The 12936-nt window shown below is 67.6% G+C and carries 13 protein-coding genes; 4 read left to right on the top strand and 9 right to left on the bottom strand.

Translation table 11 applies throughout. The features are described 5' to 3' along the window. Window position 1: 1 nt before the first annotated feature. The gene (locus KZ491_RS11735) at window positions 2–589 is read right to left on the bottom strand and encodes a superoxide dismutase family protein (RefSeq protein WP_222566041.1); all 588 of its coding nucleotides are present in this window, start codon (window positions 587–589) and stop codon (window positions 2–4) included. A 226-nt stretch (window positions 590–815) separates the two neighbouring features. Here KZ491_RS11735 and KZ491_RS11740 point away from each other — a divergent pair, with 226 nt between their 5' ends. The 3 genes from KZ491_RS11740 to KZ491_RS11750 all read left to right on the top strand — a co-directional run bounded on the left by KZ491_RS11740 (window position 816) and on the right by KZ491_RS11750 (window position 4357). Then, window positions 816–1607 carry a YggS family pyridoxal phosphate-dependent enzyme gene (locus tag KZ491_RS11740; protein WP_222566042.1) on the top strand — a complete coding sequence of 264 codons (792 nt, stop codon included), beginning with the start codon at window positions 816–818 and terminating at the stop codon, window positions 1605–1607. Further along, complete coding sequence (pdxK, locus tag KZ491_RS11745) at window positions 1604–2464, top strand: pyridoxine/pyridoxal/pyridoxamine kinase (protein WP_222566043.1); 861 nt, start codon at window positions 1604–1606, stop codon at window positions 2462–2464. The genes KZ491_RS11740 and pdxK overlap by 4 nt, the downstream gene beginning before the upstream one ends. Window positions 2465–2599: 135 nt before the next feature. Further along, entirely contained in the window at window positions 2600–4357 is a 1758-nt protein-coding gene (locus tag KZ491_RS11750) for a LysM peptidoglycan-binding domain-containing protein (protein WP_222566044.1), read from the top strand. A gap of 96 nt (window positions 4358–4453) precedes the next feature. Here KZ491_RS11750 and glnA read toward each other — a convergent pair whose 3' ends face one another. Next, window positions 4454–5863, bottom strand: coding sequence for a type I glutamate--ammonia ligase (gene glnA / locus KZ491_RS11755; protein ID WP_222566045.1), 1410 nt, complete (start codon window positions 5861–5863; stop codon window positions 4454–4456). Between the two features lie 178 nt (window positions 5864–6041). On the opposite strand from glnA, the gene KZ491_RS11760 reads away from it, so the two are divergent. Next, the gene (locus tag KZ491_RS11760) at window positions 6042–6845 is read left to right on the top strand and encodes an undecaprenyl-diphosphate phosphatase (RefSeq protein WP_222566046.1); all 804 of its coding nucleotides are present in this window, start codon (window positions 6042–6044) and stop codon (window positions 6843–6845) included. 50 nt (window positions 6846–6895) lie between these two features. Here KZ491_RS11760 and KZ491_RS11765 read toward each other — a convergent pair whose 3' ends face one another. From KZ491_RS11765 to KZ491_RS11795, 7 genes are all read right to left on the bottom strand, one after another. After that, window positions 6896–7516, bottom strand: coding sequence for a YbhB/YbcL family Raf kinase inhibitor-like protein (locus KZ491_RS11765; RefSeq protein ID WP_222566047.1), 621 nt, complete (start codon window positions 7514–7516; stop codon window positions 6896–6898). Window positions 7517–7575: 59 nt separating this feature from the next. Continuing rightward, window positions 7576–9645 (bottom strand): tetratricopeptide repeat protein, encoded by a 2070-nt coding sequence (locus KZ491_RS11770; protein ID WP_222566048.1) that lies wholly within the window; start codon window positions 9643–9645, stop codon window positions 7576–7578. 98 nt (window positions 9646–9743) lie between these two features. Beyond that, window positions 9744–10727 (bottom strand): YheT family hydrolase, encoded by a 984-nt coding sequence (locus tag KZ491_RS11775; RefSeq protein WP_222566222.1) that lies wholly within the window; start codon window positions 10725–10727, stop codon window positions 9744–9746. A 13-nt stretch (window positions 10728–10740) separates the two neighbouring features. Then, entirely contained in the window at window positions 10741–11544 is an 804-nt protein-coding gene (locus KZ491_RS11780; protein ID WP_222566049.1) for a lysophospholipid acyltransferase family protein, read from the bottom strand. Window positions 11545–11613: 69 nt separating this feature from the next. Continuing rightward, complete coding sequence (locus KZ491_RS11785) at window positions 11614–12036, bottom strand: hotdog fold thioesterase (protein WP_425493158.1); 423 nt, start codon at window positions 12034–12036, stop codon at window positions 11614–11616. A gap of 263 nt (window positions 12037–12299) precedes the next feature. Next, the gene (locus KZ491_RS11790) at window positions 12300–12524 is read right to left on the bottom strand and encodes a hypothetical protein (RefSeq protein ID WP_222566050.1); all 225 of its coding nucleotides are present in this window, start codon (window positions 12522–12524) and stop codon (window positions 12300–12302) included. A gap of 78 nt (window positions 12525–12602) precedes the next feature. Continuing rightward, a complete protein-coding gene (locus tag KZ491_RS11795; RefSeq protein ID WP_222566051.1) occupies window positions 12603–12845 on the bottom strand; it encodes a hypothetical protein in 243 nt (80 codons plus the stop codon). Window positions 12846–12936 lie beyond the last annotated feature (91 nt).

Below are 12936 nucleotides of genomic sequence, written 5' to 3' on the forward strand. Positions count from 1 at the left end.
GTCAGCCCGCTTGGATGACCCCGCAGGCCACGCGTGCCCCGGCATCACCGGCGGGCTGGCTGGTGTAGTCGTCGGCTGCGGCATGCACGACCACCGCACGGCCGATGGCGTCGTTGGGCGCACCGCCGCCCAGCACCGGGCCGCTGGCATGCACGTCGACCGTGGCCACGCCCTTGGCATCGGCAACGATGTTGTCCATGTCACCGGCGTGATGGGGTGTCGAACCCACCCGGCCGTGCATCACCCCGGCAGGATTGAAGTGGCCGCCCGCACTGCTGGCATCGGCTGCACTGCAGTCGCCCTTCTCGTGGATGTGGATGGCGTGGGTGCTGTTGGGCTTGAAGCCGCCGATCTCGCCGCTGAAGTGCACGCCGTCACCCATTGGGGTGATGGTCAGTCGCCCGCTCACAATGCTGCCGGAGGCGCCAGCCAGGTTGACGTGGGCGCGCTGGACCGTGGAGGTGGTCGCCATTGCCGCGCTGGATGCCGCCGATGGCGAGGGCGTCTTGCGGGGCTGGTCGGGGGTGCTGCTGCAAGCGGCCAAACCAAGCGCCACTACGGCGGCGCCGGCCAGAACGGTGGTCTTCATGGAACTCTCCTTGGGTGAAGAATCGCAGCGGAACATTATCCCGTCTGCGGTCGCAGGCTGGTGAAGCCGTCACGCCGGAAGGACGACAGGGGCCGGCGGTTCCCGGCGTTACAATCGGTCTCCACGGCCCCGCCGCTCCACTGGCTCGCGCGCGCAACACCCGCGAAACGAGACGGGGCGCGCCCGCCACCCCGCTCACCGGCCACCCTGCCTCGAGGTCCGCCCATTGGACACCCCAACCCCATCGCCGAGTTCCGCCGCCAGCTATCCACCGGCCACCACCCTTGCGGATCTACGGCACAACCTGGACGCCGTCCAGGCACGCATCCAGGCGGCGTGCCAGCGGGTCGGCCGCGCTCCGGAAGAGGTCCGTCTGCTGCCGGTCAGCAAGACCATCGACGAGGCACGCCTCCGCCTGGCTCACGCGGCGGGCTGCACGTTCCTGGGCGAGAACAAGGTCCAGGAAGCGCACGCGAAGTGGCAGGCGATGGCCGACCTGACCGACCTGCGCTGGTCGGTGATCGGCCATCTGCAGACCAACAAGGCCAAGCTGGTGGCCAGCTTCGCCAGCGAGTTCCAGGCCCTCGACAGCCTGCGCCTGGCGCGGGCGCTCGATCGTCGCCTGCAAGAGGAGGGTCGCTCGTTGGACGTCTTCGTGCAGGTGAACTCGTCCGGCGAGGCCAGCAAGTACGGCCTGGCACCCGAGGACGTTGCCGCGTTCGTGCGTGAACTGCCCGCCTTCAGCGCCTTGCGCGTGCGCGGCCTGATGACCCTGGCGGCGCTGTCGCCGGATGCCGCGCGGGTGCGCGCCTGCTTTGTCCTGCTGCGCGATCTGCGCGACCGCCTGCGCCAGGATGCCCCGGACGGCATCGGGATGGACGAGCTGTCGATGGGCATGTCGGGCGACTTCGAGACCGCGATCGAGGAAGGCGCGACCGTGGTCCGCGTCGGCCAGGCGATTTTCGGTGCGCGTGCGCTGCCCGACAGCCACTACTGGCCGACGGAATCTGGCGCGTGAGCCACGCCGCGCAGCCGGAGGTGCTGGCATCCACGCTGCTGGCTCCACTGGCGATCGATGTGGTGTCGGTGCAGTCGCAGGTCGTTTATGGCCGGGTCGGCAACAACGTCGCCGTGCCGACGCTGCAGGCGGCCGGCCTGAGCGTCGTCGCCGTGCCCACGGTGCTGCTGAGCAATACCCCGCATTACCCGACCCTGCACGGCGGGCCTGTCCCAATCGACTGGTTCAGCGGCTATCTCGAGGATCTCGACGCGCGCGGCGCATTGGCCACGCTGCGCTCGATTCTGGTCGGCTATCTGGGCGGTCCCGCGCAGGCGCAGGCGCTGGCGGACTGGATCGGCCGAATGCATGAGCGCCACCCTGGCCTGCATGTGCAGATCGACCCGGTGATCGGCGACCACGACACCGGCGTGTACGTTGACCCGGCGATGCTGCCCGTGTATCAGCAGGCGCTGTTGCCGATGGCGCACGGCCTGACCCCGAACGGATTCGAGCTGGAACGCCTCAGCAACCTCCCGACCGACACCATCGAGGGCGCGATCGATGCGGCGCGCGCGTTGCTGGTCGGCCACACCCAATGGGTGGTGGTGACCAGCGCCGCGCCCGACTCGTGGGCCGACGCGCGCATGCGGGTCGCAGTGGTCAGCCGTGAGGATGCGCAGGTCGTCGAACACGAACGCGTCGATGCCGCGCCCAAAGGTACCGGCGACCTGTTCAGCGCCGTGCTCAATGCGCAACTGCTGGCTGGAGTGCCGCTGCTGGAGGCCACCCGTCACGCCTGCGCCCGGGTCGTCGACGCGGTCGGCGCCACCCACCGTGCTGGCTCCGCAGAACTGCTGCTGCCCTCCATCACCTGAGGTGGCCCGCGGCGGCCGGCGCCGGCCCGTTGGCTGAACCGTCCACGGTCAAATCAACGTCCTCTAGGGCCAACCCCAGCTGTCGGCGCGAACGGCACGCTCTATGTTCGACTCAGGAAACTGACGGAGTTGACCATGAGCATCCCCCGCATTGACGGCGTCCGCGAGCGCTTCTTACCGCCACCTCCGCCGCCGCGGCAGCACGTGGTCAAGCATGGCGACTCGATCGCCACCATCGCCAAGGCCGAGGGCATCAGCGCGCAGAAGCTGCTGGCCGCCAACCCGCAGGTCCTCAATCCCGACGTGTTGTATCCGGGCGACCGGATCAACCTGCCAGAGGCAGCGCCGGCCAAAAACACGGCGGGCAGCGGCACGCTGGAGGCCAAACCGGAAACCACCACCCGCACCGGCGACGCCGTCAACGGCACGGTCTCGACCAGCAAAACGGGGGTCAAGCTGACCGACAGCGGTGCCACGCTCAGCGGCAGCAGGAGCGACAAGACCACCACCGCCGGCAGCAACGGTACCTCCAGCACCACCGGCACCTCCGCCAACGGCAGCATCGGCTTTGACAGCGAGAAGGGCACGGTCAGCATCAGCGGCGGAGGCGGCTTCAGTCAGGGGTTGAAGAATGCCAAGGGTTACGGCGTGTCGTTCGGAATCGACGCCCAGACCACGGTGACCTCCGGCAAAAAGACCGACAACGGCGTGACCACGTACCGCAGTTCGGCGGATCTCTCGGTGACGCTCAACGCCGGTGTGGAGTCCAAGCAGGCCGGACTGGAGGTCGGCAGGACCGAGGGCATCAAGGGTTCCTTCGAGGTGTCGATGCCCGAGCAGATCGCGGCCAAGACCGACCTGAAAACGGTCAACCCGTTTGACCCCGATTCCATGCCCACCGGCACGGTGATCAAGCTCGACGGTTCGCAGTACAGCGGCACCGAGTTCAAGGCCGCTTTCCGCCATATCGCCACCGAATCGAAGATCACCAATTTTGAAGGCGCCAGCCTGCTGGTGGAAAAGACTGGCACCGATCAGGTCCGCGTCACCGGCGGCCCGACTGAAGCGATAGAAGCCTACAACGGCGTCGGCGTGGATTTCTCGGTAGCCAGCGCGATGCTCGGCCGCAACGACAAGCTCGACACCGCCACGCTGAAGACCGCGGAGTTCAACCTGTCCAGTGCTGACGGCCGCGCCGCGTTCAATGACTACATCGCCACCGGCAGGATGCCGGCGGACAACGGCAACGGCGTGTCCGAGGTCGCCACCATCGAGAAGATCGACTACTCCTCGCAGACTCAGCTCAAGATCGAACTCGGCTCGCTGAAGGCGTCGCTGGACGGCGCCAGGAACACCGGCAACAGCGTGCTGACCACCCGTGCCGACGGCTCGGCGTCGGCGACCTGGGACCTGCAGTACGGCGACAATGTGCCCCTGTCGATCACCCAGAGCTTCAAGGCCGACGGCTCCGAGGTGATGGCCGACCGGCGTTACAGCTTTACCTACAACGCCGACGACAGTGTTGCGACCTTCCTCAATGTCGCCCAGAGCGGCGACGTCAAGCACGCAACGTCCGGTCCGGTGAAGGGCGGGGACACCGTAACCGTGAGCTACACCGAAGCGGAAATGGCCCAGTTACTGGGTCATGCGGACAAGGCCCTGGAAGCCTCCGGTGGCACTGACTTCCAGCTCAGATCTCTGATCAAGGACTACGACGGCAACACGATCAAGACCTGGGATTTCGCGATCGCACTGGCCCGCAACCTGGGCGGCTCGGACTACCAGAGCGCAGAGCGACTGTTCAGCATTTCCCAGGCGGCCGACGGCGATAGGGGCGACCGCAGCGGCGTCGCTCTGCCCGGCACGATGACGGTCACCAAACGCGCTGGCTGACGGTCCCTACGGCGCCCACTCCCGGCGGAGTTGCGCCGGCGGACTTGATCCATCGCAGCAGCGTCGGCCGGAAATCCCGGCCGACGCATGACCGGGTCAGATCGCGTAGTACATCTGGTATTCCAGCGGATGGGTCGCGGCGCGGAACGCGGTGACCTCCTTCATCTTCAGCCGGATGTAGGCGTCGATGAAGTCATCGCTGAACACCCCGCCGGCCTTGAGGAAGTCGCGGTCGCCGTCCAGCGCTTCCAGCGCCTGATCCAGGCTGTGGCAGACGGTGGGAATGTTCTTTTCCTCCTCCGGCGGCAGGTCGTAGAGATCCTTGTCGCTCGGCGGGCCCGGGTCGATCTGGTGCTTGATGCCATCCAGTCCGGCCATCATCAGCGCCGAGAAGATCAGGTAGCCCGAGTTCATCGGATCCGGAAAGCGCATCTCGACCCGGCGCGCCTTGGGGTTGGCCACGTACGGAATGCGGCAGCTGGCGGAGCGGTTGGAGGCCGAATAGGCCAGCATTATCGGCGCCTCGAAACCGGGCACCAGCCGCTTGTAGGAGTTGGTGGTGGAGTTGGCAAAGGCGTTGATCGCACGCGCGTGCTTGAAGATGCCGCCGATGTACCACAACGCGACCTGACTCAGGCCGCCATAGCCGTCGCCGCTGAACAGGTTGACGCCGGCCTTGGTCAGGCTCTGGTGCACGTGCATGCCGCTGCCGTTGTCACCGACCAGCGGCTTGGGCATGAACGTCGCCGTCTTGCCGTGGCGGTGGGCGACATTCTTGATGACGTACTTCATCGTCTGCAGCTCGTCGGCCTTGCGGGTCAGCGAGTTGAAGCGGGTGCCGATCTCCGACTGGCCGGCGGTGGCGACCTCGCGATGGTGCACTTCGACCTCAATGCCGACCGCCCCCAGCGTCTTGCACATCTGCGCGCGGATGTCGTGCAGCGAATCCAGCGGCGCCACCGGGAAGTAGCCGCCTTTCACGCCGGGGCGGTAGCCGCTGTTGCCGCCGGGGTACTCCTTGCCGGAGTTCCAGGCGGCTTCCTCGGAGTCGACATGGAAAAACGTGTGTCCCATCTCGTTGGCGTAGCGGACGCTGTCGAAGATGAAGAACTCCGGCTCCGGGCCGAAGAACGCCTGATCGGCGATGCCGCTGGACTTCAGGAAAGCCTCGGCGCGCTTGGCGATGCCGCGCGGATCCCGGTTGTAGGCCTGCATCGTCGCCGGGTCGAGGATGTCGCAGGTCAGCACCAGGGTGGGATCGGCAGTGAACGGGTCGACGAACGCGGTCGACGGGTCCGGCAGCAGCACCATGTCCGAATCGTGGACGCCCTTCCAGCCGCCGATGGAGGAGCCGTCGAACATCCGGCCGTCCTCGAACAGCGCTTCGTCCACGATCGATTCGGGAAACGTGACGTGGTGCTGCACGCCGCGCATGTCGGTGAAGCGCAGGTCGACGAACTCGATCTTGTGCTGCTGGACCAGTTTCTCGACGTTCTCGATGGACATGCAGGGTTCCTGGTGATGGGGGAGGACTACAGTAGCAAGGCGCGGATTTTATTCGATCCCCGATCGCCGGATGTCATTTTTTTGCACGCGACCCGGGGCGGGCGTCGGCGCTTGCCGTTATCCTCTGCCACCTCGTGCGCGCCACCAGCCGTGCATCCGCTCCGCTACCGGTGTTCCCATGTCCGATACCCTCGCCGCGCTGCTGCTCGGCATCCTCGAAGGCCTGACCGAGTTCCTCCCGGTGTCCAGCACGGGCCATCTGCTGATCGCCCAGCACTGGCTGGGCGCGCGCTCGGACCTGTTCAACATCGTCATCCAGGCCGGTGCGATCCTGGCGATCACGCTGGTCTTTCGCGAGCGCCTGTGGTCGCTGGCAACCGGACTGCGCGAGCGCGAGAACCGGCTGTACCTGGCGAAGATCGGCGCCGCCTTCCTGGTCACCGCGCTGGTCGGCCTGCCCGTGCGGCTGATGGGCTGGGAGCTGCCGGAAACGGTGTCGCCGGTGGCCATCGCCCTGATCCTGGGGGGGATCTGGATCCTCTTTGCCGAGCGCATCGCCGCCGGGCGTCCGCCCTCTCCGCGAGTCACCTGGACGGTGGCGATCCTGGTCGGCCTGGCGCAGGTGCTGGCGGGGATATTCCCAGGAACCTCACGCTCGGGTGCGGCGATTTTCATGGCGATGCTGGCAGGCACCGGGCAGCGTTCGGCGGCGACCGAGTTCGTGTTCCTGGTCGGCATCCCGACCATGTTCGCGGCCAGCGGCTACGCGGTACTGGAGTACTTCCTCAAGGGCAGCGGCGGCGCGGCCGGCGGCGAAGCCTGGGGTGAGCTGGCGCTGGCGTTCGCCGCCGCCAGCGCCACCGGATTCATCGCGGTGCGCTGGTTGATGGGCTACATCAAGCAACATAGCTACGCGCCGTTCGCGTTCTACCGCATCGCCTTGGGCGCCGTTCTGCTGCTCTGGCTGCCGGCGGGCGGCTGAGTCATCCGGCCGCTAACTGCAGCGGCCGGTCGGCAGAGGCTCCGGCGCGGTTACAGGTCCGGGTGCAGGCTGTAGGTCGCGTAGGTATCCGCCTCGGCCAGCACGTGACCATGCATCGCCGTCAGTGCATCGGCGGCGGTGAAGCGGTCCGGCAGCTGCAGGCGCGCGATATCCAGCGCGAACACGCGGAAGAAGTAACGGTGCATGCGCAGGTCGTTGGGCGGCGGGAATGGACCGTCGTAGCCGTGCCAGTCGCCGGCCATGGCCGGATCATCGGCAAACCAGCCGGTGTAGTCGTTCAGTCCCTGGCGAGCGCCTTCCGGACCCGGCGGGTTCTGCTTGCCGTGCGGGACCACGCCATCGCTGCAGGCCCCGGCAGCGATTTCGGTCACCGTGGCGGGGATATCGACCATCACCCAATGGATGAAATCGGTACGCGGCTGGTCGACCGGGATGGAGACGCCTTCCTTGCCGACCATCTCGGCCACCGTGGGCACGTCGGGGTCGACGCAGATAAGCACGAAGGAGCGCGTACCGTCCGGGACCTCATCCCAGGCCAGGTGCGGGTTGCGGTTGGGTGCGAAACCGAACCCGTCGGCGGTTGGCTGGCCGGCGGCGAACTCCGCCGGCAAGGGCTGGTGATGCTGGAAGCTGTCGCTGTGGATACGCATGCGTGGACTCCGTGTGGCTACCGGAACAGTCTGCCAGATGGTCGCCGGCGCCGGCCGGATCAGTCCTGCGGGTAACCCAGGCGCACCGCCACCGGTGTCAGCAGGGCGAACGCGTCGCCCAGTGGCTCGACAAATTCGCGCCAGCGCCCGGCGGCCATCCGGTCGGGACCGAAACGCCCCGGCGCGACCGCCGGCAGGCTGACGTCAAGGGCGTTGGCCAACATCTGGGCCAGGGCGGCCATGTCGTTCTCCACGCCGTCCATGCGCAGCAGGCGATGCGCGATCAGGTGGTGCTCGTGCAGCTCGGCGACCTGGTCCAGCACCTTGGCCAGCCAGCGCGCGCCGACCTCCGGCGACTCCAGCGCGAACGGCGCCGGTGCCCCGTGGGCGATCCAGTCCAGCAGCATGTCGCGCGGATCACGCAGCGCCACCAGCAACATCGCCTCGGGCACGTGCTCGCGCAACGTCGGCACCAACGTGTTGTCCCACCACAGCAGCCAGTCGCAGATCTGATCGGGCTTGATCCCGCGTGAGGGCAACGCGGCGCGCCACTCGGCAATCAGCGCCGCGGGGTCGGCGGCACCGCTGGCCAGGGAGTTGACCGTGGCGAAGCGCTGGAAAAGGTCGTTGGGCGGCGTCGGGCCGAATCGGTCGGCGAACAGCGGAGCACCGGCCGCGTGCAGGGTACCGGCGACGCGCTCGATCAAGGAGCCCGGCGCGCCCCACAGCAAGAGGCCGCTGTGGCGGCTGACCTCCTCGCTGTCGTCGGCAGGCCAATCGCGGGCGATGCTCGGCTCCAGCAGCGGCAGGCGCTGGGTTGCAACTTCGCTGTGCAGCTCGGCCCAGGTGGCGACCGCGGCGGCAGGCTGACCGGCCGCGTCGAAACAGCGGCCCAGCAGCTGGCGCAGGTTGCGGCGCGCGGTCTCGTCCGGCGCGCGCGCAAGCAGCCCTTCGACATGGGTGATGGCGGCGTCGGGATCGCTTTGCAGCAGCCGCTCGAAGATCCGGGTCTGGGCCTTGGCGTGGCCGGGCTCCAGCTCGATGATGCGCGCGGCCAGTGCGTCGCCCTGCTCCGTCTCGCCGGCCACGTCGTGCAGGGTGATGCGGGCTTCCAGCGCGGACACACTGTCAGGGTCGAGCTGCTGCCAGCGGTTGACGACAGCCAGCGCTTCGGCGGAGGCAAACTCCTCGAACAGCAAGCGCGCGCGCCACAGGTCGATGTTGCCCGGCGCGGCCTCCAACAACGCATCCAGGGTCTCGCGTGCCTCGTCGGCGGCACCCAGCCGGCGCCAGGCCTCCGCCAGCGCGACGATGCTGCGCCGGTCCTCGGGGTTGGCCTTGACCAGCTCGCGCAGGCGATCGCGGGCCGACTCGTCGCGGCCGGCTTCCAGCTCGAGCTCGGCGACCATGCGGCGCAGCGCCGGAGCGACCCCATCGCCGGTCAACAATGGCGCAATCTCATCGGCGGCATCACCGGGGCGCCCCTGTCGCCGCAGCAGGTCTGCGATCAGTGCACGCAGTGGCAGCGAATCAGGGGTGGCGTCCAGCAAGCCGCGGAACGCCTGTTCGGCAAACGCCAGGTGGCCCTTGGCCAGATAGGCAAAGCCCAGCGCATGGCGCAGCGTGGGCTCGTCCGGCCAGCGCTTGGCGGCCGCGGACAGCCCGGCCAGCGCCTGGTCGGCGTCGCCCCGGCGCATCGCCAGGTTGCCTTCCAGTGCCGCAATCTGCGGGTGCTGGTCGACGATGCGCGCGGCGGTGCGGGTCAGCCGTTGGGCTTCGTCCAGATCACCGCGGCCCAGCGCCAGTTGCGCCTGGACCACGTATGCGGGGAACTGGTTGGGGTCCAGGCCGGTGCTGCGCGCCAGCGCCGCCTGGGCCTCATCGAGCTTGCGCTCCTGCAGCAGAAGCCCCGCCCGGTCCAGGTGCAGGTCCGCGTTTTCCGGCGCCAGGCGAATCGCCGCGTCGATGGCCTCCAAGGCCCCCTCGCGATCATCCGCCAGGCGCCGCGCGTAGGCGAGCCAACGATGAGCGGCCGGGTCGTCGGCGTGCTCCGCAACCGCGCCGCGCGCAGCAGTGAGGGCTTCGTCGGCGGCGCCGCGACGCAGGGCGTCGATGATCGGTTCGTACATGGAGTGCTGCTCGTGGTTCGGTCAATCGGCCATTGTATCGACGCCGCGAGGGGCACGCCCGCGGGGCGGCAGGCGATCGGGCCCCCTGCCCGGCTGGCTCAACCGGGCGCGGCGAGCCGCTGCGCGAGCCACTGCTCGCCGAAGCCCTGCAATCGCCCGTTTTCGACGAACCCGCAATGGCCTCCCCAAGGCGATATCTGCAGGTCCACGCAGGCCGACAGCCGGGTGCTGGCGAGGTCCTCGACCGGGATCACCGGATCGTCGGCGGCCATGAGGATGCTGGCCGGCACCTCAAGGCGGGCGAGGCGGTCGCCGGCCAGCGAGTAGCCTTCGAAATAGCTTTCAAGGGAGTCGTATTCGGTGCTGCGCTCGACCATCCAGCGCGTCAGCGGCCGCATGCGCAGGCCGAGCACGCGGTCGTCGAAGTCGTATTCCTGCGGAAACAGCTCGCGCTTGCGCTGCAGCGATCTCCTCCACTTGCCCTCGAAATGACGCATGTAGGCCGGGAATCCCGCCTCCATCGCGTCCATCGTCCGCGCCGGGTCCAGCAGCGGGCAGATGACTGCCACCTGCGCGATCGCCAGCCCGGCGGCGGGCGCGCGCAGGGCCAGGCGAAGGGCGAAGTTGCCTCCCAGCGAGTACCCGCCCACGGTCAGCGGCCGGAGCGGAAACCGCCGGGCGATGTCGGTGGTGGCATTGACGACCTCGTCGATCCGGTTGGAGTGGAACAGCCCGGAGTTGAGGTGGTGGGTGCCGCCGTGGTCGCGGAAATTGAGGCGGAGCACCTCAAAGCCCTTCTCCAGCAGCGATGCGGCGGTCAGGCGCATGTAACCCGAATCGGCGCTGCCTTCCCAGCCGTGCAGCAGCAGCGCCAGCCCGCGCGCCTCCACTCCGGGCATCGCGCTGTGCAGGCCCTGCAGGCGCACGCCATTGCCGCCGTCCAGCAGATGCGCGGTGGTGATCGCGCCGGTGGCGGCCAGCTGCTGTTCACCCATCCACTGGCGCATGCCGCTGGATCCCAGCACGGTCTGCAGATGTGCGTTGCGAAGCCAGCGCGGCGGACGGAAATCGGCGGCGGTCAGCACCCTGGGACCCTCAGCTGTTCATCGCCTCGAGAATACGGGCGCGCGCCGTATCGGCGATGCGACGGCGGCCCTCCACCTGCGCGGGCAGGATCGGTTCGAGGAAATGGATTTCCGCGACCCGCGGCGGCTCGCCAAGCAGGCGCAGGAAGTTGCCGACGAAGCGCTCCCGCGGCCCGAAGGCCACGATCCGCTGCGCACTGCCCTTCTCGCCATAGCGCAGCGCCACCGGTTGAATCTGCGCGCCGGCTTCCACCGCGGCGAGGAAGATTCGGGCATGGAACGGGCCCACTTCACCGCCGCCGCGGGTGCCGCCTTCGGGGAACACGCCGACGGACCGGCCATCGCGCAGGCGCGCCAGCATTTCCTGCAACACGCCGCCCATCGATTCGGTGCTGCCGCGGGCGTGGAAGATGGTTTGCGCCCGACTGGCCAGCCAGCCCACCACCGGCCAGCCACGGATCTCGCGCTTGGCGACCATGCCCATCATCTGCTGGCTGTGCAACGCGGCGATGTCGATCCAGCTGACGTGGTTGGCGACAAACATGGTGCCGCCGGGCAACGGGGTACCGATACGGCGCAGGCGGAACCCGAATACCCGCATCAGTCCCGCCGACCAAAGCCGGATCATGCGATGGTCCAGGCGCTCATCGCCGACCCGGATTCCGCCAAACAGCGGACTGATCAGTACCAAAACCACCGGCAGGTCGATCAGCAGATGCCACAACAGCATCGGCACCCGATAGAGGTAGCGGAACGTGCGTGCCAGTGGCGAGGTTTGCGCAGGGCTGGCGACAGGGGATTGCGGCGCATTCATGACCGCGAACGATACAGGGTGGACCGGGCGCGCGGCAGGCGCAGGTCGACGACTCCGGCCGGGGAACGACTACATCTGCGGCCGTGGCACGACCGCCAGGGTGAGGCGCGAGATACAGGCCAGACGGCCGCGGGCGTCTTCGATCCGGATTTCCCAGACCTGGGTGCGCCCACCCACGTGCAGCGCGGTGGCGGTGCCGGTGACCGTCCCGTCACGAACGGCGCGCAGGTGGTTGGCGTTGATCTCCAGACCGACGCACATGCTGTCTTCATCGACGCACAGGTTGCCGGCACTGCTGCCCAGCGTTTCTGCCAGCAGCACGGAGGATCCGCCGTGGAGGAGGCCATAGGGCTGCACCGTGCGCCCATCCACCGGCATTGTTGCCTGCAGATGGCTGTCGCCGATTTCCGTGAAGACGATGCCCAACGCCTGGATCGCGGTGTCGCGCGACAGGGAGTTGAGATGGTCCAGGGAGGTGCTGCGGCGGAACAGCCGACGCGGCACAGACGCTGCGGCAGCGGGAGTATCGGCCTGGGAAGTGGCCTGGGAATCGGGAGGCGTGCTCATCGCCCCAAGATAGCGGAGCCCGGACCGGGCTTCCATCAATGCGCAGTCCCGGGCGTGGCTGACCGGTGCCCGGGTGACTGCGCCCTGAGCGGTATTGCAGGTATTGCGGGTATTACGGGTATTACGGGTATTACGGGTATTACGGGTATTACGGGTATTACGGGTTACGCGTATTGGCCTGGCACGGCTCAGCTGATGCGGAACATCGACTGGCTGCCGGCAGTACTGCGGCGCGATCGGCGCAGATAGCTCTTGCCGACGTAGCTGCCGCGGTAGAGGTCGTTGCGGACCGGTGCGGTGGCCTGCGCCTCGTTGGCCTGGGCCAGCGGCCGGACGGTAGCAACCGGGGTGGTCTGCCCGACCGGCACGCTCACGATCGGAGCGGTTTGGACGGAACTGAGATGACGATTCACTTCTGACTCCTTTTTTAAATGATTACAGTGGGTTACGAGACCCATTGTAGCAGATTCAGTGAATTATGAATAGGGGGATCAGTGAAACCTGAACAGGGAAGGGCTGGCGCTCTTCGAGTAGCGTCCAGCGCCCTGGTAGCCGTGGCGGCTGACGTAGCCGCTGCTGCGGCCGTAACCAATGCCGGGTTCACGCTCGGGGTGTTCGTGGTACTCCGCCGACATGACGCTCACCGCGTGAGCGGCCGTACGTGCCTGTGGCTTCGCGCAGTCACGGCGCGAATCGGCGGCTGAGGAGGATTGGGCGGATTGCTGGATGGACATGACGATCTCCTGCTGTAGTGAATTGGTGTGCTGGTAATGTATAACACCACAGCAATCATGCTATAGGCCATAAGTCATGGCCATGAATTCG

This window comes from Novilysobacter antarcticus (genome assembly GCF_019802285.1).
Taxonomy (GTDB): domain Bacteria; phylum Pseudomonadota; class Gammaproteobacteria; order Xanthomonadales; family Xanthomonadaceae; genus Novilysobacter; species Novilysobacter antarcticus.

Bases quoted from the DNA above. Each gene is read 5' to 3' on its own strand.
- KZ491_RS11770 (WP_222566048.1), bottom strand. From the start codon at position 9,645: ATGTACGAACCGATCATCGACGCCCTGCGTCGCGGCGCCGCCGACGAA.
- glnA (WP_222566045.1), bottom strand. From the start codon at position 5,863: ATGTCCATCGAGAACGTCGAGAAACTGGTCCAGCAGCACAAGATCGAG.
- KZ491_RS11780 (WP_222566049.1), bottom strand. From the start codon at position 11,544: ATGAATGCGCCGCAATCCCCTGTCGCCAGCCCTGCGCAAACCTCGCCA.
- KZ491_RS11765 (WP_222566047.1), bottom strand. From the start codon at position 7,516: ATGCGTATCCACAGCGACAGCTTCCAGCATCACCAGCCCTTGCCGGCG.
- KZ491_RS11795 (WP_222566051.1), bottom strand. From the start codon at position 12,845: ATGTCCATCCAGCAATCCGCCCAATCCTCCTCAGCCGCCGATTCGCGC.
- KZ491_RS11735 (WP_222566041.1), bottom strand. From the start codon at position 589: ATGAAGACCACCGTTCTGGCCGGCGCCGCCGTAGTGGCGCTTGGTTTG.
- KZ491_RS11760 (WP_222566046.1), top strand. From the start codon at position 6,042: ATGTCCGATACCCTCGCCGCGCTGCTGCTCGGCATCCTCGAAGGCCTG.
- KZ491_RS11750 (WP_222566044.1), top strand. From the start codon at position 2,600: ATGAGCATCCCCCGCATTGACGGCGTCCGCGAGCGCTTCTTACCGCCA.